Annotated in this window: 24 protein-coding genes; 12 read left to right on the top strand and 12 right to left on the bottom strand. The window is 60.8% G+C overall.

Features of this window, described 5'->3' with window-relative positions; all coding sequences use genetic code 11:
- Positions 1 to 68: 68 nt before the first annotated feature.
- Together K3728_04420 and K3728_04415 are read right to left on the bottom strand one after the other, a co-directional pair.
- Entirely contained in the window at positions 69 to 611 is a 543-nt protein-coding gene (locus tag K3728_04420; protein ID UWQ96486.1) for a DUF4329 domain-containing protein, read from the bottom strand.
- A 958-nt stretch (positions 612 to 1,569) separates the two neighbouring features.
- Entirely contained in the window at positions 1,570 to 1,776 is a 207-nt protein-coding gene (locus K3728_04415) for a cold-shock protein (protein ID UWQ96485.1), read from the bottom strand.
- A 208-nt stretch (positions 1,777 to 1,984) separates the two neighbouring features.
- Between K3728_04415 and K3728_04410 the strand changes: the two genes are divergently transcribed.
- On the top strand, positions 1,985 to 2,599 hold the full coding sequence (locus tag K3728_04410; GenBank protein UWQ96484.1) for a transposase: 615 nt from the start codon (positions 1,985 to 1,987) through the stop codon (positions 2,597 to 2,599).
- A gap of 255 nt (positions 2,600 to 2,854) precedes the next feature.
- Here K3728_04410 and ettA read toward each other — a convergent pair whose 3' ends face one another.
- Both ettA and K3728_04400 read right to left on the bottom strand, forming a co-directional pair.
- Entirely contained in the window at positions 2,855 to 4,510 is a 1,656-nt protein-coding gene (gene ettA / locus K3728_04405) for an energy-dependent translational throttle protein EttA (GenBank protein ID UWQ96483.1), read from the bottom strand.
- A 95-nt stretch (positions 4,511 to 4,605) separates the two neighbouring features.
- Positions 4,606 to 6,561 (bottom strand): EAL domain-containing protein, encoded by a 1,956-nt coding sequence (locus tag K3728_04400; GenBank protein UWQ96482.1) that lies wholly within the window; start codon positions 6,559 to 6,561, stop codon positions 4,606 to 4,608.
- Between the two features lie 200 nt (positions 6,562 to 6,761).
- Here K3728_04400 and K3728_04395 point away from each other — a divergent pair, with 200 nt between their 5' ends.
- Positions 6,762 to 7,361 carry a nicotinate-nucleotide adenylyltransferase gene (locus K3728_04395; GenBank protein UWQ96481.1) on the top strand — a complete coding sequence of 200 codons (600 nt, stop codon included), beginning with the start codon at positions 6,762 to 6,764 and terminating at the stop codon, positions 7,359 to 7,361.
- Between the two features lie 8 nt (positions 7,362 to 7,369).
- Here the strand turns inward: K3728_04395 and K3728_04390 are convergent, their stop codons facing one another.
- Complete coding sequence (locus K3728_04390; GenBank protein ID UWQ96480.1) at positions 7,370 to 8,239, bottom strand: DMT family transporter; 870 nt, start codon at positions 8,237 to 8,239, stop codon at positions 7,370 to 7,372.
- 135 nt (positions 8,240 to 8,374) lie between these two features.
- On the opposite strand from K3728_04390, the gene dacB reads away from it, so the two are divergent.
- Positions 8,375 to 9,856 carry a D-alanyl-D-alanine carboxypeptidase/D-alanyl-D-alanine-endopeptidase gene (dacB, locus tag K3728_04385; protein UWQ96479.1) on the top strand — a complete coding sequence of 494 codons (1,482 nt, stop codon included), beginning with the start codon at positions 8,375 to 8,377 and terminating at the stop codon, positions 9,854 to 9,856.
- 114 nt (positions 9,857 to 9,970) lie between these two features.
- Here the strand turns inward: dacB and K3728_04380 are convergent, their stop codons facing one another.
- The 4 genes from K3728_04380 to gltX form a co-directional block, all read right to left on the bottom strand.
- Positions 9,971 to 10,159 (bottom strand): PLDc N-terminal domain-containing protein, encoded by a 189-nt coding sequence (locus K3728_04380; protein ID UWQ96478.1) that lies wholly within the window; start codon positions 10,157 to 10,159, stop codon positions 9,971 to 9,973.
- Positions 10,160 to 10,232: 73 nt separating this feature from the next.
- On the bottom strand, positions 10,233 to 11,624 hold the full coding sequence (locus K3728_04375; GenBank protein ID UWQ96477.1) for an MATE family efflux transporter: 1,392 nt from the start codon (positions 11,622 to 11,624) through the stop codon (positions 10,233 to 10,235).
- Positions 11,625 to 11,682: 58 nt separating this feature from the next.
- Positions 11,683 to 12,048: a mannan-binding lectin gene (locus K3728_04370; protein ID UWQ97445.1), complete on the bottom strand. Its 366-nt coding sequence runs from the start codon at positions 12,046 to 12,048 to the stop codon at positions 11,683 to 11,685.
- A gap of 219 nt (positions 12,049 to 12,267) precedes the next feature.
- On the bottom strand, positions 12,268 to 13,593 hold the full coding sequence (gene gltX / locus K3728_04365) for a glutamate--tRNA ligase (GenBank protein ID UWQ96476.1): 1,326 nt from the start codon (positions 13,591 to 13,593) through the stop codon (positions 12,268 to 12,270).
- Between the two features lie 83 nt (positions 13,594 to 13,676).
- Between gltX and K3728_04360 the strand changes: the two genes are divergently transcribed.
- The gene (locus tag K3728_04360) at positions 13,677 to 14,078 is read left to right on the top strand and encodes a metallopeptidase family protein (protein UWQ96475.1); all 402 of its coding nucleotides are present in this window, start codon (positions 13,677 to 13,679) and stop codon (positions 14,076 to 14,078) included.
- 96 nt (positions 14,079 to 14,174) lie between these two features.
- Positions 14,175 to 15,335: a PAS domain-containing sensor histidine kinase gene (locus K3728_04355; protein UWQ96474.1), complete on the top strand. Its 1,161-nt coding sequence runs from the start codon at positions 14,175 to 14,177 to the stop codon at positions 15,333 to 15,335.
- Between the two features lie 45 nt (positions 15,336 to 15,380).
- Here the strand turns inward: K3728_04355 and K3728_04350 are convergent, their stop codons facing one another.
- Positions 15,381 to 15,809: a DUF1801 domain-containing protein gene (locus tag K3728_04350; protein ID UWQ96473.1), complete on the bottom strand. Its 429-nt coding sequence runs from the start codon at positions 15,807 to 15,809 to the stop codon at positions 15,381 to 15,383.
- 78 nt (positions 15,810 to 15,887) lie between these two features.
- A complete protein-coding gene (locus tag K3728_04345) occupies positions 15,888 to 16,547 on the bottom strand; it encodes an SDR family NAD(P)-dependent oxidoreductase (GenBank protein ID UWQ96472.1) in 660 nt (219 codons plus the stop codon).
- 255 nt (positions 16,548 to 16,802) lie between these two features.
- On the opposite strand from K3728_04345, the gene K3728_04340 reads away from it, so the two are divergent.
- Positions 16,803 to 18,362, top strand: coding sequence for a 2-isopropylmalate synthase (locus tag K3728_04340; GenBank protein ID UWQ96471.1), 1,560 nt, complete (start codon positions 16,803 to 16,805; stop codon positions 18,360 to 18,362).
- 112 nt (positions 18,363 to 18,474) lie between these two features.
- Positions 18,475 to 18,729, top strand: coding sequence for a hypothetical protein (locus K3728_04335; protein UWQ96470.1), 255 nt, complete (start codon positions 18,475 to 18,477; stop codon positions 18,727 to 18,729).
- A gap of 140 nt (positions 18,730 to 18,869) precedes the next feature.
- Here the strand turns inward: K3728_04335 and K3728_04330 are convergent, their stop codons facing one another.
- The gene (locus K3728_04330) at positions 18,870 to 19,433 is read right to left on the bottom strand and encodes a hypothetical protein (protein UWQ96469.1); all 564 of its coding nucleotides are present in this window, start codon (positions 19,431 to 19,433) and stop codon (positions 18,870 to 18,872) included.
- 150 nt (positions 19,434 to 19,583) lie between these two features.
- Here K3728_04330 and K3728_04325 point away from each other — a divergent pair, with 150 nt between their 5' ends.
- From K3728_04325 to rodA, 5 genes are read left to right on the top strand one after another with little or no spacing between them, the layout of a single operon-like run.
- Positions 19,584 to 20,624, top strand: a complete 1,041-nt coding sequence (locus tag K3728_04325; protein ID UWQ96468.1) for a rod shape-determining protein — start codon at positions 19,584 to 19,586, stop codon at positions 20,622 to 20,624.
- A gap of 37 nt (positions 20,625 to 20,661) precedes the next feature.
- Positions 20,662 to 21,606, top strand: coding sequence for a rod shape-determining protein MreC (gene mreC / locus K3728_04320; GenBank protein ID UWQ96467.1), 945 nt, complete (start codon positions 20,662 to 20,664; stop codon positions 21,604 to 21,606).
- The gene (locus tag K3728_04315; protein ID UWQ96466.1) at positions 21,603 to 22,130 is read left to right on the top strand and encodes a rod shape-determining protein MreD; all 528 of its coding nucleotides are present in this window, start codon (positions 21,603 to 21,605) and stop codon (positions 22,128 to 22,130) included. Before mreC ends, K3728_04315 begins: the two co-directional genes overlap by 4 nt.
- Positions 22,131 to 22,160: 30 nt before the next feature.
- The gene (mrdA, locus tag K3728_04310) at positions 22,161 to 24,110 is read left to right on the top strand and encodes a penicillin-binding protein 2 (GenBank protein UWQ96465.1); all 1,950 of its coding nucleotides are present in this window, start codon (positions 22,161 to 22,163) and stop codon (positions 24,108 to 24,110) included.
- Positions 24,107 to 25,246, top strand: coding sequence for a rod shape-determining protein RodA (rodA, locus tag K3728_04305; GenBank protein ID UWQ96464.1), 1,140 nt, complete (start codon positions 24,107 to 24,109; stop codon positions 25,244 to 25,246). Before mrdA ends, rodA begins: the two co-directional genes overlap by 4 nt.
- Positions 25,247 to 25,257: the final 11 nt, after the last annotated feature.

Genomic DNA, 25,257 nt, shown 5'->3' with positions numbered 1-25,257 from the left:
CCTCTGGGGGTCTGCGATCTTTTCCTTGGAAAAGTCGCATAGGGGGCTAGCCCCCTTCCCCCGCCCGCCTAGCGGGAGCGTCCAAAGCGTTGGTACAAACCGTCCAATGTATAGGTCTCCGCCACGGGACCGTGCTCTTCCGGGTAAAAGTTCGGATCAACCGGCAAACAATCGCGCCCACAGGCCTGAACCATCGTTCCCGTGGTACCATCCACATACCACAACCGCCCTCCGGGCGTGCCGACCCAACCGTTCACGCCGTAGCGCATATCGCCCTCAACATCTTGAATTGACGGCACTTCTCCATCATATCCCAGCCCCCACGCGGCGTGGGTATGCCAAGACGACACCGCCCTCTGCCCGCTCTCAATCGGCAATGAGGCGCAACTGGCCTCCCCGCCCCATGACACTTTGGTCGAGCTGAAATTACCCTCTGCATCCTGCAAGATGAACCCGCAAACCTCTCGGTTGAAGCGCACGGAAAGCTGGTTCATGGATTCCATCAACCCCCTTACAAACGCCAACTCCTCCGCGTCTTGGGCCTGCGCAGGCGCACTCAGAAAGGCCGTGAGAAGGGCTGTGGTCGCCAAAATCGACTTGATAGAACGCATGGTTAACGAAACTCCTATGCGGTGAGATTGTCGGAAAGCGTAGCGGAGAACGCCCGGCAAGCAACGCGAAACGTCAGAGTTTGGGTGAAACTCAGGCGCTTTCGATGAATGTGTCGGGCAACTGGACGCCTGAGCGCGGTGGGACAAGGTTCTGTGACCCTAGCGTCCTGCTGATCAGATATGGCGCCCTCCATCGCGACCTCATGGCATCCGGCTCATGCAATCCTTCATGCAGGCGGCGGCGGCTCGGGTCGCGGGGAAAGATTGTAGATCAGCGCCATGCTCGACGCTAACAGCCTTAAATTGCTGCCCAATCCGTAAAGCGAAAGGGCTGTGGACGTGGCTTACGTTGAGGGTGTTTTACTTGGCGAGGGGTCATCTTAGTTCTCCTTTGATGCCCCGATTTAGCTCAGGTCTCGGCCGCTGTCTGTGGATGCTCCACCGACTTGACAGCCCTAGATCGCAGCCCAATCAGTGAAACGAAACGGCTTTGGCGCGGGTCTGCTTGGAATCGGATTTGGTTGATGGCGGGGCTGAGCGGGGCGGGTCATGTTGTTTCCTTCGGGCTTGGGGTGATTTGATGCCTCCACCCTGTTCGGTCCGGCCCTTGTCACACAAAATCGCCGCGCTGATATCCGATATCCCTGCCCATTTCACAGCCCTTTTTTTGGGGCTTCTCAACCCTTTGGCGAAAATTGGCCGATGCCCTCGCACAATGTCGGCTGCATCCTGCGCCGGGATGGCTGCCTTGCCCCAAGCGCTCCGAAACAGACGGGAAGCGCCGCCTCTATAGCTGGGCACCCCACCCCTTCATTTCGGCCACTTGCCGGCCGCGATGGGTATATCAATGCTATATCAATCTGCCCGCCCCCTGCGATCTTCCCGCCACCCGGGCACAAAAAAGGCGCGTCCGAAACCGGGCGCGCCATCGTCTTGTCAGCAAATGCTGAAGAGTCGCTTAGACAGTCTTCAGGTTCACGGCGCTCTCGCGGCCATCGCGGCCAGCTTCGAGGTCGTAAGTCACTTTTTGGTTGTCGGCGAGGCCAGTCAGACCGGAACGCTCAACAGCAGAGATGTGAACGAACACGTCTTTGCCGCCAGTTTCTGGTGCGATGAAGCCGAAGCCTTTAGTCGAGTTAAACCATTTCACGGTGCCATTAGCCATCGTGTGTCTCCTAGATTGTATTCCCGCCCGCGTGCCTGCGGCGGTTCGGCGTCAGTTGGGTAGCAGATCGAGACTGAGGCCTTAAGAGGAGACAGCGGACGAGGTGCGGTAACGGTCGCAAGGCGGATATGGCGCAGATGAGGGCGGAAATCAAGGGGAAGGGTTGCGGTTCACCATCGGTTAACCTTAACGGCGGTAGGCTGCCAAGATGCCTAAATATCGACGCCCCAATATTCAGCACTTGCCCATCTTCTTCACCGTATGCCTTGCAAATCGGGGATCGTCGGCCCTTCTGGATCACATCGACCTCCTCCGCGACTCTGTGCGCCGCACCAAAGAGGGTCGCCCGTTTGATGTCCTCGCTTGGGTCGTTCTGCCCGATCACATGCACTGCGTCTGGAAATTGCCCGAGACCGATTCCAACTACTCGCAACGGTGGGGGCAGATCAAAGCCCGCTTTACCCGCGACCTGCGCCGACGCTTGCAATTCCGTAACCCGGGCCATGGCTCGGATAATGACCTGTTTCCACGAGAGCTCCCGACGGTGCGAACCGGCCGGTTTTCCGGGCTAAAGCCTGGTCTACGCAGGGACAAACGCGAAGCCGCCGTTTGGCAGCGCCGGTTTTGGGAGCATCATTGCCGGAACGAGGCCGATTTGCAGCGTCACATCCGCTATTGCTGGCTGAACCCGGTGAAACATGGATTTGTGGAGAAGCCGACCGATTGGGTGGCATCGTCGATCCATCGGGATATCCGATTGGGACGGGTGGAAGCGGAATGGTCCGGAGTGGCGCCGGTGGGAGAGTTTGGAGAGGTGGCGTAGACCGGGCCTTGGCCCGGGTTTTTCGTCGTTCGAATTCCCGGGCCAAGGCCCGGTCTACCAACGCTCTTGTGGAGAGGCCGACCGATTGAGTGGCATCGTCCATTCACCGAGATATCCGCTTGGGCCGGGAGGAGGCGGAATGGTCCAGAGTGGCGCCGATGGGAGAGTTTGGAGAGGTGGCGTAGACCGGGCCTTGGCCCGGGTTTTTCGTCGTTCGAATTCCCGGGCCAAGGCCCGGTCTACGCGCAGTTCTTCTCACCTCACAAACTTCTTATGCTTCAACCGCTTCGGCTCCAGCGCATCCGGCCCCAGGCGACGCTTCTTGTCTTCCTCATAGGCCGAGAAGTCGCCTTCGAACCATTCGACGTGGGCCTCGCCCTCGAACGCCAGGATGTGCGTGCAAATCCGGTCAAGGAAGAAGCGGTCGTGAGAAATCACCACGGCGCAGCCGGCGAAATCGGTGAGGGCGTCTTCCAACGCGCGCAGGGTTTCGACGTCCAGATCGTTGGTAGGTTCGTCGAGGAGCAGCACGTTGCCGCCTGATTTCAACAGCTTGGCCATGTGGACGCGATTACGTTCACCGCCTGACAGCTGACCGACTTTCTTCTGCTGATCGCCGCCTTTGAAGTTAAACGCCGAGCAATAGGCGCGGGAGTTCATGGTGGCGTCGCCCAACTCGATGATCTCGGCCCCGCCGGAGATTTCCTCCCACACGGTCGTGTTGGCGTCCAATGCGTCGCGCGATTGGTCCACATAGGCGAGGTCCACCGTGTCGCCGTATTCCAGCGTGCCTGCGTCGGGCTGTTCTTGGCCGGTGAGCATGCGGAAGAAGGTGGATTTGCCCGCGCCGTTGGGGCCGATGACGCCGACGATACCGCCGGGGGGCAACGCGAAGGAGAGGTCTTCGATCAGCAGCTTGTCGCCGTAGCCTTTTTTCAGGTTCTCGATCTCGATCACTTTGGAGCCGAGGCGTTCACCGTTGGGGATGATGATCGTGGCACGCGACAGTTTCTCGCGCTCGGACTTTCCGGCCAGATCTTCATAGGCGTTGATCCGCGCCTTCTGCTTGGCCTGACGGGCCTTGGCACCCTGCCTGATCCATTCAAGCTCTCGCTCCAGCGTCTTCTGGCGGGTCTTGTCTTCGCGGGCTTCCTGCTCCAGCCGTTTGGCTTTTTGCTCCAGCCAAGCGGAGTAATTGCCCTCGTAAGGGATGCCGCGCCCCCGATCCAACTCCAAGATCCAAGAGGTGATATCGTCAAGGAAATAACGGTCGTGGGTGACGATCAGGATCGTGCCCTTGTAGTCGATCAGGTGCTGTTGCAGCCATGCGATCGTCTCGGCGTCCAGGTGGTTGGTCGGTTCATCGAGCAGCAGCATTTCGGGCGCTTCGAGCAACAGTTTGCACAGCGCGACACGGCGGCGTTCACCACCCGAGAGCGTTTCCACGGGTGCGTCATCGGGGGGGCAGCGGAGCGCTTCCATCGCCACGTCGATCTGGCTGTCGAGATCCCAAAGGTTGTTGGCGTCGATCTCGTCCTGCAAGGCGGCCATTTCTTCTGCCGTCTCGTCGGAATAGTTCATCGCCAGTTCGTTGTATTTATCGAGTTTGGCCTTCTTCTCGGCCACGCCAAGCATGACGTTTTCGCGCACTGACAGCGTGTCGTCCAATTGCGGTTCCTGCGGCAGGTAGCCAACCTTGGCGCCTTCGGCGGCCCAAGCCTCGCCGGTGAAGTCTTTGTCGAGACCCGCCATAATCTTCATCAGCGTCGATTTACCCGCGCCGTTCACCCCTACGACACCGATTTTCACACCGGGGAGGAAGGATAGGCGGATGTTCTCAAAGCATTTTTTGCCGCCGGGGTAGGTCTTGGACACACCGTCCATATGGTACACGTATTGATAGGCGGCCATGGGTCCACTCCGTTCAAAAAATTCGCTGTTGCGCCCTTCTTTAAAGGGGCGTTGCGGGAACGGCAATCAATGGGTTTGGGAAGGCGACAAGCGGCCTAGGCGGACTTTGCCGCGAAGCCTTGCTCCGAGGGGATGATGATCGGCGCGCGGGCGTCCACCATCGCGATCAGGGACGCCCGGTCCATCGGGCGGGCAATGCCGAAGCCTTGCAGGCGGAAGCAGCCATGTTCCATCAAAAACGCCGCCTGTTCAGCGGTTTCCACCCCTTCGGCCAAGGTGCCAACCCCCAGTTCATCGCACAGGCGCAGGATGGAGGTGGTGATGATCCGGGCAGAGCGGTCATGGGTTACATTCGAGATCAACGACCGGTCCAACTTCACGCCGCTGACGTCCAACTGGCTCAGGTGGGCGAGGCCCGCATAGCCCACCCCGAAGTCATCAAGGTAGACGACGAAACCCTTGTTGCGCAGCTCCACAATTCGGGCGGCGGCGACGCTATCGGTGGTGTCCGAGCCGAAAAAGGTGGTTTCCAACACCTCAGCCACAAGAGAATGGGCATCAAGGCCCGCACGGCACGCCTCATGCTCCAAACGCTCCATAAACTCTGGGTGGGCCAGAGCATCGGAGGAGGTGTTGAACGCCCCGCGGATTTCATGACCGTTGGCCTGCAATTCCGACACCAAAGAGGTGGTCGCCCGGATCGCGGCGAAGTCGATATCGGCCATGCGGTTAAGCCGGGCGGCATAGGAAAGGAACGTGTCGGGGCCAACGGTTTCACCGTTGCTTCGCTGCCACCGGGCCAAAGCCTCGAACGCGCGAATCTCGCCTTTTTGAGCGTCCATGATGGGCTGATAGACGAAGCTGATCCCGTCGGAGTCGAGGGCTTCTGCGAATTCCTCCATCAAGGCGTTTTCGGCCTCTTGCCGTTCGTGCAGCAAAGCATCGTAGCGGGCCACGCGCGGCGCGCCGGGCTTTTTCGCCTCGTAAAGGGCGAAATCGGCCGAACGGATCAGGTCTTCGGCGGTGACATTGTCCCCATTGCTGAGCGCGAGCCCGATGGAGGCCCCACACGACAGGTTGGCATCGGCCCAGAGGATCGGCGTTCTGATACGGTCCAGCAGAGCATCGGCGATGTGTTGAAGTTCGTCGAAGCTGGCGACGCCGGGGCAGGCCATAACGAATTCGTCGCCGCCGATGCGGCAAAGACTGTCTTCGTCGCGGGCCGTTTCACGCATCGCATCGGCCACGTGGATCAGCAGTTGGTCGCCTGCCGCGTGACCATTGCTGTCATTGACCGCTTTGAAATGGTCGAGGTCGATGAAGATCAGCCCCAGTTCTCGGTCCTCCTGCCGCCGTCCGCGCAGCACGTTTTCGATATCGACCAGCAGCGCCGCGCGGTTCTTCAGGGCGGTCAAAGCATCGTGGTTGGCCGCGTGGAACAGATAGGATTGGGCTTCTTTCAGCTCTTCCTCGCGATTGACCTGCGTGGTGACATCGCGAGAGGCCAGAACGACCCGGTCATCGCCGTCACGGGATTCAACGACCGAGAGGTTGAATTCGTGCCAAAACACCTCTCCATTCCGGCGCATATTGGGCCGCCGCACGAGGCTGTTGAATTCATACCCTGATGGATTGAAACGGAAATTCTCGATTTCATCTTCGGAGGGTTTCAAATCGGGAGGGAAACAAAATTCCTGCGGGCGCCGGCCCAAAATTTCTTCCAGACTCCAGCCCATGGTTTGGCAATAGGCCGGGTTCGCCCACAAAATACGGCCATCCATATCATGGTACACCAAGCCATCGCTGGCGTGTTGCGCCACGGCCCGAAGGATCGATTCCTGCGCCGAGACATCATCAAGGGTTTGCGCCACTTCCTGAAGCGCGTGTTTGGCCGAGTTTGACGCCCGCATTTTGATCAGCAACACGGCCAAGGTAAGAAGCAGCAGCGAGGCTAGCCCCACCTCCATCGCCAGGAACAGGATTGCGCGATCAAGGATCATTGGCCCGAAACTAACGGTCCAAGCGACAAGCATCATGGTCATATCGGTCATGGTAGGGGCCCCTCAGAATCCAACGGACGATAGGCCCCAAGTCACGAACCGGGGGTTAACTACCCGCCCCATCCGCGCATATTCTTCGGGCAATTTCGCTCAAGTTGTCGCTATCTCCCCTTTGCGGTCCTGAAGTGTCAGGCGATTGACAGCCCGCCCCCCGCGCCCCATCAAAGCGCGTCAAACGAAGGGGCCGCGACGTGCGCCACGACTTGCCATATGCTCAACCCGGCCAGACCATCGGCCTGTTTGGAGGGTCCTTCGACCCGCCCCATAAAGGCCATGTTCATGTCTCTCGCGAGGCGTTGAAACGCTTTGGCCTCGACCGCGTGTGGTGGCTTGTTTCCCCCGGCAACCCGTTAAAAGCCCACGGTCCTGCCCCCCTGTCCCGCCGCATGGCCGCAGCAAGGGATTTGGTCACGCATCCAAGGGTTGAAGTGACTGATATCGAAGCGAAACTTGGCACAAGATACACGGCAGAGACCCTGAAAGAGCTGTGCCGCCTTTACCCCGGCGTCCGGTTTGTTTGGTTAATGGGCGCCGATAATCTGGCGCAATTCCATCGCTGGCAGCAGTGGGAATGGATCATGGAGAGCGTGCCTGTGGGCGTCTTGGCGCGCCCCGGTGACAGGATATCCGCAAGGACTTCCGTAGCGGCCCAAAGGTTCCGAAGCGCGAAGCTTCCCGCCAGCGCGGCGCGTCTGCTGGGGCAATCCGATGCGCCGGCGTGGTGTTTTCTGAACGTGCCGATGTTGGACGTTTCAAGCTCGGCCATTCGCGCGAAAGGCGGGTGGAAGTAAGCGTTAGGTCAAGGGGCGCGGCGTTCGCGCACAGCAAGGGACGCAAAGCCTGACGCCAGTACCAACACGATCCCGGCAAGGGCCAAGCCGTCGGGCAAGGTGTCAAAGACCAAAGCGCCAAGCAACGTTGCCCAGATCAACTGCGAATAGACGAAAGGCGCCATGCGGCTGGCCTCGGCCCGGCGGTAAGCGATGATCAGAAGCAGGTTCCCCAAGGTGGAACAGGCCGCAGAAATCAGGGTTAAGCCAACGACAGGCGCAGTGATGGAAGGCGTGGCCCAAATCCCCGGCACCGACAGGATCAGCGCCCCGATCAGCAGTTGCGAAAACAGCAAGGCCCGAGGCCGCGCGATGTTGGCCATCCAGCGGCTCATCACCAGGTAGCAGCCATAAAATAGCCCCGCCAGCACCGCAAATCCCATGCCCGGCGTCATGCCAAAGCCCGGTTTGACCACCAGTATCACCCCAACAAACCCGAGGCAGATCAGGCCAAAGCGCAGGGCCGAGAACGGTTCGCGCAGCAGCCAGACAGACAGGAGCCATGACACGATGGGCCCGACAAAGAAGGCACCGAATACGTTCGCAATCGGCTCTGTCGAAAGGGCCGTAAGGATCGAGGTGATGCCCCCCGCCACCAGAAAACCCCGCAGCCACACGCGCCAATCGGCAAAAAGGCAAGGCTCGACAATATGGGCGACGAAGGGCGCAATCATCAGCGCCCCGATGGCAAAGCGGCTCCAAGCGATGAAGACAGGCGCGACCGGGACGCCGTCTGTGCCCACACCCGCAGACAGAAGTTTGCCCGCCGTATCCCCCGCAGGGATCAGCGCCATAGCAAACAACATGAGGGGCAATGCACGAAGCGTGTTATTATCCATTAGCCATCGCCCTACCCCGCTTCGTCAAGCAAGGAAACCCCGCAACATATTGCACAAGATCGTGTCATTACGGGGGGTTGAGCGCTGCCCCTTTGGCAAGGTAACCTGTCGCACGCTGCCAAGTGATTTGAACCAATGATTTCCAGACGGATATTTCTGAGCGGGCTTCTTGCAAGCACCGCACCCGCCGCTTGGGCTGCCGCACCGGAACGGTCGCTGCGCCCGCTTGCGCGCCCCAGTGATTTTCTGCTCCGTACCATCCCCGAGGCCGCCGATATCGTGGCGGAAGCCAACCTTGGGGGGCGCATCGGTTTTGCCGTGGCAGACGCCGCCACTGGAGAGATGTTGGAGGTGATGAACCCGCTCTTTCCGCTGCCGCCCGCCTCGGTCGCCAAGACGATCAGCAGCGCCTATGCGCTGGACCGCTTGGGCCCCAATTACCGCTTCCGCACCCGGCTTGTCTCGGACGGTGTTGTGGCCGATGGGCGGCTGGACGGAGACCTGTGGTTAGTCGGCTCCGGCGACCCGCTGTTTGACACCGACGCGCTGGCCACGATGGCCGAAAATCTGGTCAATCTGGGCGTCCGAGAGGTCACCGGAAGGTTCCGCGTTGCAACCGGCGCCCTCCCCGAGATTTGGCAGATTGATCCCGGCCAGCTACCTCATGTGGGGTATAACCCGGCAATCTCTGCCCTGAACCTCAACTTCAACCGGGTCCATTTTGAATGGGAACGGGTGGGCGAGGATTACACCATTTCGATGGACGCAAGGTCCGCCTCCCTGCGCCCCGCCGTGCAGGTCGCCCGCATGCGGGTGGAGGAGCGCACCTCGCCGGTCTACACCTACTCGGACGCTGCCAGCCACGACGCCTGGACCGTCGCCCGAGGCGCCCTTGGCAACGCCGGATCAAGGTGGCTGCCCGTGCGCCGCCCCGCCGCCTATATGGCCGAGGTGTTCCAAACCCTGATGGACAGTCACGGGGTTCGCCTTGGCGCGCCGGAATACGTCTTGGACGCCCCGGAAGCGGCGCTGGTTTTGGTCGAACATGTGTCAGACCCGCTCGATGAGATCCTGCGCGGGATGATGCGGTGGTCTACCAACCTGACGGCGGAAGTTGTGGGGCTGATGGCGACCCAAGCGGCGGGCCAAAGGGTGGCGAGCCTTCCCGAATCAGGGGCCGCCATGACCGCGTGGATGGAAGAAGCCCTAGGCGCGAGGAATGCGCGGTTCGTCGACCATTCGGGGCTTGGCGTCGATAGCCGGATACGCCCGCAAGATATGACCCACGCGTTGATCTCGGCCGGGCCAGACGGTCCGTTGAGAGGGTTGATGAAAGACATCCCCATGCGCGACCGCGACGGCAACGTGATCCAAGGGCATCCGATCGATGTGGTTGGCAAGACCGGCACGCTTAGCTTTGTCTCGACCCTGACAGGGTTTGCCCGCGCACCGTCCGGCAGAGATCTGGCGTTCACCATTTTCAGCGCCGACCTCGACCGCCGCGATGCGATCCCCGAAGATCAACGCGAACGCCCTGCCGGGTCACGCACCTACAACGGCGCGGCCAAACGGATGCAGCAAGCGCTGATTGAGCGGTGGGGCACGGTCTACGCTTAGGCCGACACCGCTTTCACGAACGCCAAAAGGCCACCCCAAGGGGTGGCCTTTGACTTGAGTGGGAGCAGTGCGGAGGCGGAAGGGAGGGTTCCGCGACAGCGCTACGTCGACCCGTTATACGTTAACCGAGCTGCCGCCTTTGGGACCTGCAACCAACCAAGCGATGAAGCCCAGTACCGGCAGGATCAGAATAACGATTGTCCAGATGATTTTGGCCAAAGCGGAGGCCGCGGAGGTCCAGATTTTGAAGATCGCGTAGATGTTGGCGATCAGTACGATAAGACCTAGGATGCCATATTCCATTGGGTGTCTCCTTGTTGTTGCGTTGAATGAACAACCTGTGAAGACGACAATGGTTCCCAAAATTTTAGAGGCGTTAGCGGTGGCGGTGGAACAGCGCCAGCAAACGGGCTTGGCGGGCGAACGGCTCATCCGGCGGAGCCGTCTTCGCGGTTTTAGTGATCCGACGCACCAGCACAAAGGACAAGATGCCGAAGACCACGCCCCCTAAAGACTGGCCGATCAACACGCCCTCGGCCCCGAACCAGGCCGAGAACACCAGCACCGGAAGAATAACGCCCACCGTATGGCGGCCCCAGTTCACCCAGGTGGAGGTATAGGGATAGCCGATGTTGTTGAGGCTGGCGTTCGACACGAAGATCATACCGTTGAAGAAAAACAGCAGCGCCAAGGGCCCGCAGAACAGGAACAACAGGTCACGCGCCTCTCCGGTGGCTGTAAAAAGCGTTGCGATGGGTTCCCGAAGCCCGAAAAGGACCGCGCTGATGAAGACCACCACAAGGGCGGTGAACAGCATGGCATCGCGGTAGGCTCGGGTCACGCGGTCTTGTTTTCCAGCCCCGAAGTTCTGGCCAATAATCGGCCCCACAGCCCCCGACAGCGCAAAGAGCACGCCGAAGGCCACGGGCGTCAGGCGGCCAATGATGGCCATGCCCGCCACGGCCTCTTCCCCGTAAGCGGCCATGGAGCGGGTCACAAAGGCTTGCCCCACAGGCGTTGCCAATTGCGTCAGGACCGCCGGAGCGGCCAGCGCCACGATGGGCGCGAAATCCAGCCGCAGGTCCGGCAGTGTGGGCCGCGCCAAGCCACCGTGGTGGCGAAAGATTGGGATCAGCGAAACAGCCGCGATAGACACCCGTGCACAGACCGAGGCGATGGCTGCGCCGGTCAGTTCCAGATCGAGGCCGAAGATCAGGATCGGGTCGAGCACGGCATTTACCACGCCGCCGATGATTGTCGCCATCATGGCGCGGCGCGCGTCCCCATGCGCCCGCAGGATTGCTCCGCCTACCATGCCAACAAGGAGCAACGGCAAAGACGGCAGAATGATTTGCAGGTAGCTGACCGCGAGATCGTGGGTTTCGTCACTGGCCCCTAGAAGGGTCACCAGAAGCGACAGGTTCAGCCAGACAGTCGCCGCAAAGGCACTGCCGAAGAGGAACCCGATCAACAAGGTCGTCCCGGCCCGTCGCCGCGCCAGCGCCCCATCACCTGCCCCCAAGGCCCGTGCCACCAAAGCGCCAGCGGCAATCGCCATGCCAATTCCGAATGACGAGGTGAAAAACAAGATCGCCCCCGCATAGCCGATGGCGGCGGCCAGCTCCTCTTTCCCCAACATCGAGATGAAGATCATGTCGACGAAATCGACAAGGAACACGGCCATCAAGCCCACTGACGATGTCAGGGACATGATGGAGATGTGCTTAAAGAGGTTGCCTTCCAGGAAGACCGCTTGCGATTTGGCCATAGAACTGTCGTGCCACGAGGGCCGCGCCTGTGCCACTCAAATCTGCGGGAGCCCCACTTTAGCGGATTTCACAGACCGACATCTCCGAGGCGACGGTGGTCCACCATTGGCCTGTCCATGTGCCCCCATGGGAGGCCGCGACCGCGGGGCAGACTTGGTCGGCGTGGCCTTGGTTCCAGATTGGCCCTGCTTCGACCGCACGGGTGGGCGCGGCCAAACTAACCTGACAAACCGACATCTGCCCTGCCACTGTTGTCCACCAATGGCCCGTCCAGGTCCCCCCGTGAGAGGCGGCGACGGCAGGACAAACCTGGTCAGCATGGCCTTGGTTCCAGATTGGACCGGCCTCGATAGCCTCCTGAGCGGAGGCGAGTGTGGGCGAAACCAATGCGGCAGCGGCGATCAGAAGAAAAATACGTGTCATGAAAAAAGTCTCCGAAGGTGTTTAATGACTTCGATCATAGGACATTTGCGCAGAGAAAGAGCCCCCCGGCTTTCCCGCAATTCACGCTTTCGTCATTGCGCCACCGCGCCCTCGGCCTTGGCCGAGGGCGCCCGGTCGCTCGCGCGCACAGGCCGAAGGCCGAGCACGCGGCGAAACACCTAAGTTCTGACGGTCACAACGACGGATCAGAACATCGGATCAAAGGGATGGCTTCACCTGCATCAACCGCATGACGCCCGCCATCTCTGGCCCCTTCTCGCGCCCTGTCACCGCTTTGCGCAGGGGCATGAACAGGCCCTTACCTTTGCGGCCCGTGGCCTCTTTCACGGCAGAGGTCCAGTTGCCCCAGGTGGTCTCGTCGTAGGGCAGCTCTGGCAGCATCGCGAAGGCTTCCTCGATGAAGGCTTGGTCTTCGTCATCAACAAGCGGCGTTGCCCCGTCGCGGAACAGCGCCCACCAGTCGGCGGTCTCGGAGCGTTTGCCGATATTGGCACGGGCCACGTCCCAGAAGGCCGGCGCGATATCTGCGGGCACCCCAAGGGCCGCGACTTCATCGGCCACGTCCTCAAACGGGGTGTCGTGCAGCACGCTTGCGGTCAGCGGCCAAAGGTCTTCCACATCGAACTTGGTGGGGGCAGAGCCGAAGTGGTTCAAATCGAACCCTTCCGCCAATTCATCCACTGAGCCCGCCAGCTCAATCGGCTGGGAAGAGCCGATCCGCGCCATATGCGATAACAGCGCCATGGGCTCCATCCCCGCTTCGCGCAGATCACGCAGCGCCAAGGTGCCAAGGCGTTTCGACAGCGCCTCTCCCTGTGGGCCGGTCAGCAGCGAATGGTGGGCGAAAGCGGGCGCGGTCTTGCCAAGCGCCTCCATGATCTGGATTTGCGTCGCCGTGTTGGTCACGTGGTCCGAGCCGCGCACCACGTGGGTCACGCCCATATCCGTGTCATCCACCACCGAGGCGATGGTATAAAGCACCTGCCCATCGGCCCGGATCAGCACCGGATCAGACACGGAGGCCGCGTCAATCGACAGGTCGCCCAGAATGCCGTCGTTCCATTCGATCCGCTCTTGATCCAGCTTGAAGCGCCAGACGCCTTGGCCACGCTCGGCCCGCAGGGCCGCTTTCTCGTCATCGGACAGGGCCAAAGCGGCACGGTCATAGACCGGGGGCAGATGCATATTCAGTTGCTTCTTACGCTTCAGGTCCAGTTCTGTCGGCGTTTCCCATGCCTCATAAAACCGCCCCTTTTCGCGCAGTTCATCAGCCGCCGCGGCGTAGCGATCAAAGCGGTCCGACTGCTTCTCGATCCGGTCCCACGTCAGACCCAGCCATTCCAGATCCTCTTGGATACCGTCGGCAAATTCCTGGGTGGAGCGTTCCGGGTCTGTATCATCGAGGCGCAGAATGAACTCTCCACCAGCTTTGCGCGCGATCAGGAAATTGAACAACGCTGTGCGCAGGTTTCCCACATGCAGGAAACCGGTGGGGGACGGGGCGAACCGAGTGACGACGGACATAGGACCAGCCTTTCAGGCAAATGCGGGCAAGGAATGCGGGCCTTCCTCTTTCATGTGTATCCAGATTTGTCCATATCGGGGGGATGAGTGCCGATCTTACCGCCCCCGACCTCGCGACGATTGAAGCGTTGGCCCATGCCGCCCGCGACGCCTTGGAACCGCCCTGGGCCGGACCTGCCCGAGATGTGGTGATTATGGTCGAAGACGTGGCCGATGTGCAGATGCTGACCGATCTGGGCATGGAAGACCCATATGAGCTGACCGGGCTATATGATGGCATCCCGATGACCCAGAAATCGGTGCTGGATATGCCCGAGCGGCCTGATACGATCTGGCTGTTTCGCCGGGCCATTCTGGATGAATGGGTGGACCGGGGGAACGTTACCTTGGCCGAACTTGTGACCCATGTGCTGGTGCACGAATTTGCCCATCACTTCGGCTGGTCCGACGCCGATATCGCCTCGGTTGATCGCTGGTGGGAGTGATCCTCGGCCACGTCGGCACGGCCTCTCATTTCGCAACCATTTGTTAATACACTTCTGGCAAATCCTAGCGTGGGACCAAACTGCAAAGGGGCCCAGATGGCTAGGCAAGAGACTTTTGACACCGTCGATGCGATGGAGCGGCTTATCGCGTGGGTAGACGGCATTGATGTGCCGATGTGCGTCATTGCGCTGCGCCCGGGCGACCGTTTGGAATTTGTCCATGCTAATGCCGCACTTACCCGTGTCACCGACATGCCCTTTGCCGAGTTTATCGGCAACTCTCCGTTGGAAAGGTTTCCTCCTCGGATGGCCGAAAGGCTGGAGACAAACATTCGTCAATGTCTGACCGGGCAAGCGCCGATTTCCTACGAAGGATGCGCGATGTTGGACGGGAAAGAGACTTGGTGGCAAACGACGCTGTCCAAGCCCCATGGCTTTGACGGGAAGGTCGTTTTGGGGGTGACCGCCCCGATCACGGACGCCAAGGAAAGGGAATTCGCCGCGGCTGAGGCTCTGGCAGATATGGCCGAACGCTTCGATGAAATGCGCCTGTTCACCACGATGGCCGCCCATGACGCCCGCAGCCCTCTGGCCACCGTTTCGAGCTTGATAGAATTGGTGTTGGAGGATTTTAACGACTTCGGCGACGGCAAATCCGAACTTCTGCGCCTAGCCTCCAACACGGTGGACGAAGCGCTGACGCAGATCACCGCGACATTGGAACGCGCCCGAACATTGGAGCGGGAAACGCCCCCCCATAAAGCCGTCGATCTGGGCCGCCTCTGCGCCGATATTGCCGCAATGGTGGACCCCGAGAAGGTCTTGGCCATCGAAGCGCCGAAGGCCCATGTGGAATGTGACGAAGTGTTGGTCCAAATGGCGCTGCGCAACCTGATGTCCAATGCGGCACGCTACTGCGACCATCACATCACCGTGGCGCTGTCGGATGATGCCCCACGGGGGATCGTTCACATCGACATTGCCGACGATGGGCCGGGTCTGCCCGAAGGGACGACGTTGCAATATCTCACCCAGAAAGGAGAAGAGCGAAGCGGTGCCCACGGCTTTGGGCTACGCGCGATTGCCAAGCTCGTCACCAGCCGGGGCGGTGCGTTTGAGGTTTTGAAACCCGATATGGACGAAGATATGTCCGGGGCGCGGTTTCGGATCGTGTTGCCGGGGCGCATCCTTGCGCACCCCTCGCCTGTTGTCGGGCCGCCTGTGCCCGACACCCCTGTCGCCGTGCTTGGCCTGTAGCCGCCTCCAGCCTTGAGCCTCGCGCCGTGTCGTCCCTTGCGCCAATCACGCAGGTTTCACGGGCCAAATACCGTCCAAGTCCTGTAACCCCGCCCTGATAATCTCTTCCAGCACGCTCAGATCAATATCCGCCAGCTTGTTCACATACAGGCACGATGCGCCCTTCTTATGCTTGCCCAACCGCGCTAGCAGGTCCCCGAAATCCGCGTAACCGGGCATGATATAGATCGACAGGTTGGCCTTGCGCGGGCTGAACCCCGTCGCCAGAGAGGAACCGGACCGACCAGACTTATAGGTGTAATCGTAGCGGCCATAGCCAATGATCGTAGGTCCCCACATGCGCGGCTCAAACCCTGTCACTCGGCGAAACAACGCGTCGAGAGCTTGGGCATCGGCGCGGCGAGTGGGATGTTCGACAGCGTCGATAAAAGTACCTACATCAGCGCCCGTAGCTTTTGTCTTGTTCTCGGCCATTTGCCTAAGCCCTCCGCTAACTCAAACGCAGCCTAGCACATGGAACACGGTCTCAGAAACGCTGGACGTGCCGCCCTTTTACCAAGGGATCTCAGTGCCCGAGTAATCCACAAACACGCCCGTTCGCGTCGCCCCCTCCATCACATCGCAGAGCATGGCAGCCGTCGCGTCGGCGGGGGTGGTCTTGTGGGTCGCCGCATAATGCGCCGTAAAGGGCGTGGCGACCGTGCCGGGGTGCATGGCGGTGACGATGGCGTCCTTGTGGGTGCGCGCCAGTTCGATCGCCGCGCCGCGGATCAGCATATTGGCCGCCGCCTTGGAGGCGCGGTAGCTATGCCACCCACCAATCTTGTTATCGGAAATCGAACCGACCCGCGCCGTCAGGATCGCCGTGACCGAGCGCCCTTTTCGCGGCAAAAGACGGGGCAAGTGCCGCAGGATATTGGCGGTGCCGATCGTGTTCACCGCAAAGACACGGGCCATGGTGTCTGCATTGATGGCGCTTAGTTGCTTTTCGGGCGTGGCCCCCTCCGGCGCCAGAATACCGGTGGCCACAAAGACCGTTTGAAACGGCCCATCTAGCCCACCGAGCACATGGTCCACGCTATGCGCATCGCTCACATCCAGGCCTTCACCGCGCCGTGACAGAGACGTCACATCGCCGCCGCGCGCGCGCATTTCATCTACCATGGCCCGCCCGATCCCGCCGGAGGCTCCTATAACCAGAGCTTTCATCATATTGCTGAAGCTAGCGGGCGGTCGCACCGGGTCAAACGTCGCGCGGTCAATTTTAGGGTTTTCAAGCGGCGCGGGATCAGTATTGTCTGCGCCAATGACCACGCGCCCACATATCATTATTCCGACGGCCTCGCTGCCGTCTGCGCTGCTTGGTCTCCTCCTCCTTAGCCGCCTCTGAGCGTGCCTTTTGGCGCGACCGCTCAGAGGGGAAACCGCGCCGGAGACACCACCACACATGCTAAGGAAACCGATAATATGACCAACGAAAACCGCGTCCTGATTTTTGACACCACCCTGCGCGACGGCGAGCAATCGCCCGGTGCCACCATGAGCCATGATGAGAAGCTGGAGATTGCCGGCCTGCTCGACGACATGGGCGTCGATATTATCGAGGCCGGGTTCCCGATTGCCAGCGAAGGCGACTTCAACGCCGTGTCCGAGATTGCGAAGAACTCGGTCAATTCAACGATTTGCGGCTTGGCACGGGCGAACTTCAAGGACATTGACCGCTGCTGGGAAGCGGTGAAACACGCCAATTCGCCACGTATCCATACGTTTATCGGCACCTCGCCTCAGCACCGGGCGATCCCGAACCTGACGATGGACGAGATGGCCGACAAGATCCACGAAACCGTCACCCACGCGCGCAATCTGTGCGAAAACGTGCAGTGGTCTCCGATGGATGCCACACGGACCGAGTGGGATTTTCTGGCCCGCACTGTGGAAATCGCGATCCGTGCAGGGGCTACCACGATCAACATCCCCGATACCGTGGGCTACACCGCGCCCGAGGAAAGCGCCGATCTGATCCGCCGCCTGATTGCCGAAGTGCCCGGCGCCGATGAAGTCATCTTTGCCACCCACTGCCACAACGATCTGGGCATGGCGACCGCCAACAGCCTTGCCGCCGTTGCAGGCGGCGCGCGCCAGATTGAGTGTACGATCAATGGCTTGGGCGAACGCGCAGGGAATACCGCCTTGGAAGAGGTCGTGATGGCGATGAAAACCCGCCACGACATCCTTCCCTACACCACCAAGATCGACTCGACCAAGATCATGCACCTCAGCCGCCGCGTGGCGACGGTTTCGGGCTTCAACGTACAGCCAAACAAGGCCATCGTCGGCAAGAACGCCTTCGCCCACGAAAGCGGCATCCACCAAGACGGGATGCTGAAAAGCGCCGATACGTTCGAGATCATGCGTCCCGAAGATGTGGGTCTGGTCGAGACGAACATCGTCATGGGCAAACACTCGGGTCGGGCGGCGTTGCGGTCCAAGTTGAAGGACTTGGGCTTTGATCTGGCCGACAACCAGCTGAACGACCTGTTCGTGCGGTTCAAAGCGCTGGCTGACCGCAAGAAAGAGGTCTTCGATGATGATTTGATCGCGCTGGTCACCGACGCGGGCAGCGACGGCGACGGACATCTAGAGGTTAACTTCCTGCGCGTTGTCTGCGGCACCGAGGCGCCTCAGACGGCGGAATTATCCCTTCGCGTGGGCGATGAAGACAAGCAGGCCACGGCCCAAGGCGATGGCCCCGTGGACGCGGCCTTCAACGCGGTAAAGGCGGTGTATCCAAACGAGGCCGCGTTGCAACTGTACCAAGTGAGCGCCGTGACTGAAGGCATGGACGCGCAAGCCACCGTGACCGTGCGGGTGGAAGAAGACGGGCGCATTGCGACGGGCCAATCGGCGGATACCGATACGGTCGTTGCCAGCGTGAAGGCCTACGTCAACGCGCTCAACCGTCTGATCGTGCGTCGGGACAAGACTGGCGGCGACGTGGCTGAAGTGTCCTATAAAGACGTCGACTAAGCGCGTTCAGAATGTGAATACAACGGGCGCCCAGCAGCGGGCGCCCTTTTCTTTGGATAGGCAAAAGGCGCGTCCGTAAGATGGACACATTGAGAGATATAAGGATTTTCCAATGCCTCCATCGCCCACCGCTGTGCGCCTCGGCACCGTTGCCGCGCTTTTCGCAAGCACCTCCGTCCAAGCGCAGCAATCGTGCCCATTAGAGAACCGCATCTACGAACTGTCACCCACAGGCGAGCGGGTGAACATTGGCGAAGTCGGACAGTTGCGCGACGGCGTGTTTCTGCACCTCAATCCGATAATGCGGGAACTGCAATCCTGCGCCAGCCGCGCAGAGATCCAATCAAGCGCAGTTACTATCGAGTAACACGATAGCCGCAATACGCGGGTACAATCAGGCGTGTTCGGTACAGCACTTGTGACTGAAACGACCAAGAATTGTTGTGATGCTCTACGCCAATGCAACATCGCCGTGCAGGTCTATCGCGGTGATTTCACCTGCCAGCGCTAAGTCCGCAAACCCGTGGTCCAGCGCGCGGCCTCGACCCTGACGGCGACATCGGCGTTGGGCTGGCCCATCGCACAGGCCGCCACGTCGGGGTGCGGGTAGGACAGGACCGACGTTGGGCCATCGCTGACCCAGGCAGGCAAATCGCCTTCTGCAAACATCGCCAAAACCTCGTCAAATAGCGGGCCGGCGCTGGCACAGGCCTTGTCGAACAGAATCGCGTTGACGAACGCACGGCGGAATAAGTGCGATGGCTCGGGCGGCTCCGAGAACGTCAAGATCGCGCCGAGGCGGTCTGGTCGGGCCTCATCGGGCAACGCCTCGATATGTCGCCACAGGCAATACCATTTGTGGCACACCGGAAAGCGCGTTTGGTAAATTCCACACCCAGCAGCACACAGATGCGCGCATGGCTGCCCCGCGGGCTTGCTATAGTCGTCTGAGACGACATTCATATGAGTACAACAGGCGCTGCATTTGCTACAATCACGACCCTCGAACAAGGGCCCGAAGATCTCGGCAGTGCGTTCATTTATGGTGATCGACGCGGCGGTGTTAACCATAGGCCAACGTTAGCCTGCGCACCGCGCATCGGCAATGCTGCGCCTAGCCCCCTTGCGGCATAAGGGGGGCAAAGGCTATATGCCGAGTCTATGGTGGGCATCCTCGATAAGGGGAGGCCCCTTTTTGAATTGACGATTGGACCGCGCCCCATGGTTGGATTTTTCAGCAACCTGTTTTCTTCTGACATGGCGATTGATCTCGGGACCGCGAATACGCTGGTCTATGTGCGCGGTCGCGGTGTTATTTTGAACGAGCCCTCGGTGGTGGCCTATCAGGTCAAGGACGGCGTCAAGAAGGCGCTGGCCTTTGGCGAGGATGCCAAGCTGATGCTGGGGCGGACGCCCGGTTCCATTCAGGCCATTCGCCCTATGCGCGATGGCGTGATCGCGGACTTTGACGTGGCTGAAGAGATGATTAAGCACTTCATCTCGAAGGTTCATAAGCGCACGACGTTCACCAAACCAAAGATCATCGTTTGTGTTCCCCACGGCGCCACGCCCGTGGAAAAACGCGCGATTCGTCAGTCGGTTCTGGGGGCGGGAGCGCGTAAAGCGGGCCTGATCGCGGAGCCTATTGCAGCCGCCATCGGCGCAGGTATGCCGATCACCGATCCGACCGGCTCCATGGTTGTGGACATCGGCGGCGGTACGACTGAGGTCGCGGTTCTGTCGCTGGCCGACATCGTCTACGCGCGGTCCGTGCGTGTGGGTGGTGACCGGATGGATGACGCGATTATCAGCTACCTGCGCCGCCAGCATAACCTTCTGATCGGCGAAGCCACGGCAGAGCGGATCAAAACCTCTATCGGGACCGCGCGGATGCCTGACGATGGGCGTGGCGCGTCGATGCGCATTCGCGGGCGCGACCTGTTGAACGGCGTCCCGAAAGAGACCGAGATCAGCCAAGCCCAAGTGGCCGAAGCCCTGGCCGAACCAGTGCAGCAGATTTGCGAAGCGGTCATGGGCGCGTTGGAAGCCACACCACCCGATCTGGCCGCAGACATCGTGGACCGAGGCGTCATGCTGACAGGCGGCGGCGCGTTGTTGGGAGAGTTGGACTTGGCCCTGCGAGAGCAGACAGGTTTGGCAATCAGCGTGGCGGACGAGAGCCTCAACTGCGTGGCGCTCGGCACGGGTAAGGCGTTGGAGTACGAAAACCTCCTGCGTCATGCGATTGATTACGATAGCTAAAGCCCCGCCGCAAAAAAGTTTCCCCGAAAGGCGATAGATGGCCCGGGACAGTTACGACGATTCTTATTCCCGACCCGTCCGGCGTTTGCTGTTGGCGGTGCTGGTGATATTGCTGTTCGTCTTTGTCCTGATTTGGCGCATCGACAACCCGCGTGTGGAACGGATGCGCGCCGCGATCATCGACCGCTATGTGCCCAACATGGAATGGATGATGGCCCCGGTCACAGGCATCGCGCGGATGGCCGAAGACTTCCAAAGCTACGCCCGCCTGTTTGAACAGAACCAAGAACTGCGCCGAGAGTTGCAGCAAATGCGCTCCTGGCGCGAGGCCGCCTTGCAGCTGGAGCAGGAGAACGCCCGGCTGCTGGACCTGAACCGTGTGCAACTGGACCCGGCGCTGACCTATGTGACGGGGATCGTGCTGGCCGATAGCGGCTCTCCTTTCCGGCGCTCGGTGCTGCTGAATGTGGGCGCACGCGACGGCATTCTGGACGGGTGGGCCACGATGGATGGCTTGGGCGTTGTGGGCCGGATATCGGGCGTTGGCGAAAGCACCAGCCGGGTGTTGCTGCTGACCGATGCGGCAAGCCGTATTCCGGTGACGATCATGCCATCGGGCCAACAAGCGTTGTTGATGGGGGATAATTCCGGCACGCCGGTGCTCGATTTCATCGACGACCCGCAGGACGTGGCGGCGGGCGATCGGATTGTGACCTCGGGCGATGGCGGGTTGTTTCCGCCGGGGTTGCTGGTGGGACAGGCCGTGTTCACCTCGGACGGGCGGATGCGGGCGCGGTTATCCGCCGATTTGCAACGACTCAATTTCATGCGGGTGATGCGCAGCCACCCCGGTACAACGCTAGACACGCCCGCCGACCTGATCGGCCCACCGTGGCCGCCTGAAGGTATGGCGCTGGACGATGACGGCAGCTTGGTACCCTTGGATGCGGCCCGCGCCGAAGCGCCCGAAGCCACCCCATGAGTGCGTTTTCCGCCCGTCATATCTGGACCTACCGCGCCATGTTTCTCGGCCTAAGCCTTAGCATCATCACGCTGAAGCTATTGCCGTTGAACTTGGCTGCATCGGGCATTCCTGACCCAGATCTACTTGTTTTGCTGGCCTTTGCGTGGATGGTGCGCCAACCCTTGTTGGTGCCTATTGGGCTGCTGCTTGTCGTGTTTTTGCTGGCAGATTTCCTGTTCATGCGCCCGCCCGGCCTTTGGACGGCGCTGTTGCTGATCGCCGCCGAAAGCCTGCGCCGTCGTCGGCTCACGATGACGGAACTGCCGTTTTTGGTGGAATGGGGCACGGTGGCAGCGCTGGTGTTGGGCATGGTTTTGCTCAACCGCCTTGTCTTGTGGATGTTGCTGGTGAATTTGGACTCTCTCGGGCTTACCTTGGCTCATGGGATTGTGACGGTTGCGGTCTACCCAATCGTGGTTGCCATCTCGAAATTCGTGCTCCGTGTCCGTAAACTCGGCCCGACGGAGCTTGAAGCTCTCTGAGTCGCACTAACCCCAGGTCTGCACTGCCCCATGAAACGCACCGTCAAAGAGCTTGAAGACAGCACCCGCCAGATCGGGCGGCGTGGGCTGATTGTGGGCGGGCTGTTTCTGGGCACCTCGGCGGTGCTGGCCGGGCGGATGCGGTACTTGCAGGTGGAGCGCGCCGACGATTTCCGCCTTCTGGCCGAAGATAACCGCATCTCCATCCGCGTCTTGCCCCCGGAACGCGGGCTGATCTTTGACCGCTCGGGCGTGCTGCTGGCGGGTAATGAACCTGTCTACCGCATCACCTTCGTGCGCGAAGATGCCGATGACGTGGACGCGGTGCTGGACCGCCTCAGCCAGATCGTGACGCTGGACGTGGAGGGGCTTGCCCGCAAACGCGAGGAAATCTTCGCCGTGCGCCCCTGGGTGCCCGTTACCATCGCCGACCGCCTGAGTTGGGAGGAAATGTCCTCGGTCGCCGTGAACGCCCCCGCCCTGCCCGGCGTGAACCCCGAAGTCGGCCTGTCGCGCGCCTACCCGATGGGCGCGGATTTCGCCCATGTCGTGGGCTATGTGCGCAATGTGCCCGACGGCTATCGCAATGACACAGGCGACAATGACCCGGTTCTCAGCATCCCCGACTTTCAGGTCGGCCTGTTGAACGTGGAAGAAGGCCTGGAAGAAACCCTGCGCGGCAACGCCGGCACCAAACGGGTGGAGGTCAACGCCAATGGCCGCGTGATGCGAGAGTTGGACCGCGACCCCGCCGTTGCGGGCGGCGATGTGCAACTGACCGTGGACGCAGGCCTGCAAAACTACGTCGAAGCCCGCCTGACAGGTGAAAGCGCGGGCGTTGTGGTGATGGACTGTCAGAACGGCGACATCATGGCGTTAGCATCGGCCCCCTCCTACGATCCGTCGATCTTCACGCGCCCTTTGTCGGCCACGATCTACAACGGCTTGCTGAACGACCCCTATCGCCCGCTGTCGAACAAATCGACCCAAGGCCTCTACCCGCCGGGATCGACCTACAAAATGATCGTGGCATTGGCGGCGCTTGAGGGCGGCTTTATCTCGCCAGACGAAACGGTGAATTGCCCCGGATATATGGAAGTCGGTAACCGCCGCTTCCACTGTTGGAGCCGAGGCGGCCATGGCCGCGTGGACCTTGCCCGCAGCCTGGAGCAATCGTGCGACGTATATTACTACGAGCTCGCTCAGCGCGTGGGGATCGAGAATATCTCGGCCATGGCGGTTCGGCTGGGATGCGGCGTGCGCCACGATTTGCCCCTGTCCTCCATCGCGCAGGGACTTGCGCCAACGATGGCATGGAAGCGCCAGCGCTACGACCAAGATTGGGTGGTGGGCGACACGCTGAACGCCTCCATCGGGCAGGGGTTTGTTTTGTCGTCCCCCCTGCACCTAGCAGTAATGACGGCCCGCATCGCCTCGGGCCGCGCGTTAGAACCCTCGTTGGTACGATCCCTCAACGGGTTGCCGCGCCGTGGGGAGGCCGCGCCTGACTTGGGGATTGATCCGGAACATCTAGCGCTGGTCCATCGCGGCATGTGGCGGGTCAGCAATAGCTCTCGTGGGACGGCATATCGGAGCCGTGTGATGGGAGATGAATATGCAATCGCGGGCAAGACCGGCACCAGCCAAGTGCGCAACATTACCGCTGCCGAACGCGCGGCCGGGGTCATCAACAACCGCGATCTGCCTTGGGAACGGCGCGACCATGCGCTGTTTGTCGGCTTCGCCCCCTACGATAATCCGCGCTACGCGGTCTCGGTCATCGTGGAGCATGGCGGCGGCGGGTCCACCGCGGCGGCCCCCATTGGCCGCGATGTGCTGCTACGCGCCCAAGTGGGCGATGTGCCCCCGTCCGAGCTTTACCCCGTCAGCCAACGCCGCAGCATCCAGCAGATGCACGATAGCCTGCCGATCCTAGAGACACCTCCCGTGCCATCGGGAAGGGAGCCTCGCCGCGCATGAGCTTCCTAGAATACCACGTCAAATCCACCCCCACAGGATGGCGCAAGATCCTGCACCTGAACTGGGCCTTGGCGCTGCTAATTACCTCGGTCGCGGCGGTGGGATGGCTGATGCTCTATTCCGTCGCCGGAGGCTCGTTCACCCCCTGGGCCGAAGCGCAGATGATCCGTTTCGCGCTAGGGTTCACCGTAATGCTAATTATCGCCATGGTGCCAATCTGGTTTTGGCGCAACATGTCCGTGCTGGCCTATATCGTCGGCGTGATCTTGTTATTGTGGGTGGAGTTCTTCGGCGTGTCCGGCGGCGGTGCGCAGCGGTGGATTGACCTTGGCTTCATGCGCCTACAACCGTCCGAGGTGGCGAAGATCACCGTGGTGATGATGCTGGCCGCCTATTACGATTGGCTTGATCTGGGGAAGATATCTCACCCGCTCTACGTGGCCATTCCACTGGCGATTATCGGCCTGCCGGTGGGGCTGACGTTCATCCAGCCGGACCTTGGAACATCGCTGCTGATTCTGATGGGCGGCGGATCGGTCATGTTCATGGCGGGGATGCACTGGCTCTACTTCGTGTCGGTCATCGGCATCGCTGTGGGCGCCGTGTCGGCGGTCTTCGCCAGCCGGGGCACGGGGTGGCAATTGCTGGCTGACTACCAATACGGACGCATTGATACCTTCCTTGACCCCTCCTCCGACCCCTTGGGGGATGGCTATCACATCACCCAAAGCCAGATCGCCCTGGGCTCAGGCGGGTGGACCGGGCGCGGCTATATGCAGGGCACCCAGATCCAAGGGGATTTCCTGCCCGAGAGCCATACCGACTTCATCTTCCCAACCTTGGCCGAGGAATTTGGCTTCATCGGCGGCGCTTCGCTTCTACTGCTCTACGTGCTGATCCTCGTCTTCTGCATCGCCACGGCGATGATGGCCCGAGATCGCTACGCCTCCCTGATGGTGATGGGCGTTGCGGTCACATTCTTTCTCTACTTCGCGTTGAATATGGCGATGGTGATGGGCCTCGCTCCCGTGGTGGGCGTGCCGCTTCCGCTGGTCAGTTACGGCGGATCGGCGATGTTGGTCTTGATGGCCGCCTTCGGTTTGGTGCAATCAGCCCATGTGCACCGCGCCCGTTAAAGGAACTGCCC

It is taken from the genome of Rhodobacteraceae bacterium M385, assembly GCA_025141835.1.
Classification (GTDB): domain Bacteria; phylum Pseudomonadota; class Alphaproteobacteria; order Rhodobacterales; family Rhodobacteraceae; genus Gymnodinialimonas.
Note: the sequence above shows the minus strand (reverse complement) of the source record. Positions and strands in the feature narration are given on the sequence as shown.

Coding starts and splice junctions, on each gene's coding strand:
- K3728_04420 (UWQ96486.1), bottom strand. CDS start 611: ATGCGTTCTATCAAGTCGATTTTGGCGACCACAGCCCTTCTCACGGCC.
- K3728_04415 (UWQ96485.1), bottom strand. CDS start 1,776: ATGGCTAATGGCACCGTGAAATGGTTTAACTCGACTAAAGGCTTCGGC.
- K3728_04410 (UWQ96484.1), top strand. CDS start 1,985: ATGCCTAAATATCGACGCCCCAATATTCAGCACTTGCCCATCTTCTTC.
- ettA (UWQ96483.1), bottom strand. CDS start 4,510: ATGGCCGCCTATCAATACGTGTACCATATGGACGGTGTGTCCAAGACC.
- K3728_04400 (UWQ96482.1), bottom strand. CDS start 6,561: ATGACCGATATGACCATGATGCTTGTCGCTTGGACCGTTAGTTTCGGG.
- K3728_04390 (UWQ96480.1), bottom strand. CDS start 8,239: ATGGATAATAACACGCTTCGTGCATTGCCCCTCATGTTGTTTGCTATG.
- dacB (UWQ96479.1), top strand. CDS start 8,375: ATGATTTCCAGACGGATATTTCTGAGCGGGCTTCTTGCAAGCACCGCA.
- K3728_04380 (UWQ96478.1), bottom strand. CDS start 10,159: ATGGAATATGGCATCCTAGGTCTTATCGTACTGATCGCCAACATCTAC.
- K3728_04375 (UWQ96477.1), bottom strand. CDS start 11,624: ATGGCCAAATCGCAAGCGGTCTTCCTGGAAGGCAACCTCTTTAAGCAC.
- K3728_04370 (UWQ97445.1), bottom strand. CDS start 12,048: ATGACACGTATTTTTCTTCTGATCGCCGCTGCCGCATTGGTTTCGCCC.
- gltX (UWQ96476.1), bottom strand. CDS start 13,593: ATGTCCGTCGTCACTCGGTTCGCCCCGTCCCCCACCGGTTTCCTGCAT.
- K3728_04360 (UWQ96475.1), top strand. CDS start 13,677: ATGAGTGCCGATCTTACCGCCCCCGACCTCGCGACGATTGAAGCGTTG.
- K3728_04355 (UWQ96474.1), top strand. CDS start 14,175: ATGGCTAGGCAAGAGACTTTTGACACCGTCGATGCGATGGAGCGGCTT.
- K3728_04350 (UWQ96473.1), bottom strand. CDS start 15,809: ATGGCCGAGAACAAGACAAAAGCTACGGGCGCTGATGTAGGTACTTTT.
- K3728_04345 (UWQ96472.1), bottom strand. CDS start 16,547: ATGATGAAAGCTCTGGTTATAGGAGCCTCCGGCGGGATCGGGCGGGCC.
- K3728_04340 (UWQ96471.1), top strand. CDS start 16,803: ATGACCAACGAAAACCGCGTCCTGATTTTTGACACCACCCTGCGCGAC.
- K3728_04335 (UWQ96470.1), top strand. CDS start 18,475: ATGCCTCCATCGCCCACCGCTGTGCGCCTCGGCACCGTTGCCGCGCTT.
- K3728_04330 (UWQ96469.1), bottom strand. CDS start 19,433: ATGGTTAACACCGCCGCGTCGATCACCATAAATGAACGCACTGCCGAG.
- K3728_04325 (UWQ96468.1), top strand. CDS start 19,584: ATGGTTGGATTTTTCAGCAACCTGTTTTCTTCTGACATGGCGATTGAT.
- mreC (UWQ96467.1), top strand. CDS start 20,662: ATGGCCCGGGACAGTTACGACGATTCTTATTCCCGACCCGTCCGGCGT.
- K3728_04315 (UWQ96466.1), top strand. CDS start 21,603: ATGAGTGCGTTTTCCGCCCGTCATATCTGGACCTACCGCGCCATGTTT.
- mrdA (UWQ96465.1), top strand. CDS start 22,161: ATGAAACGCACCGTCAAAGAGCTTGAAGACAGCACCCGCCAGATCGGG.
- rodA (UWQ96464.1), top strand. CDS start 24,107: ATGAGCTTCCTAGAATACCACGTCAAATCCACCCCCACAGGATGGCGC.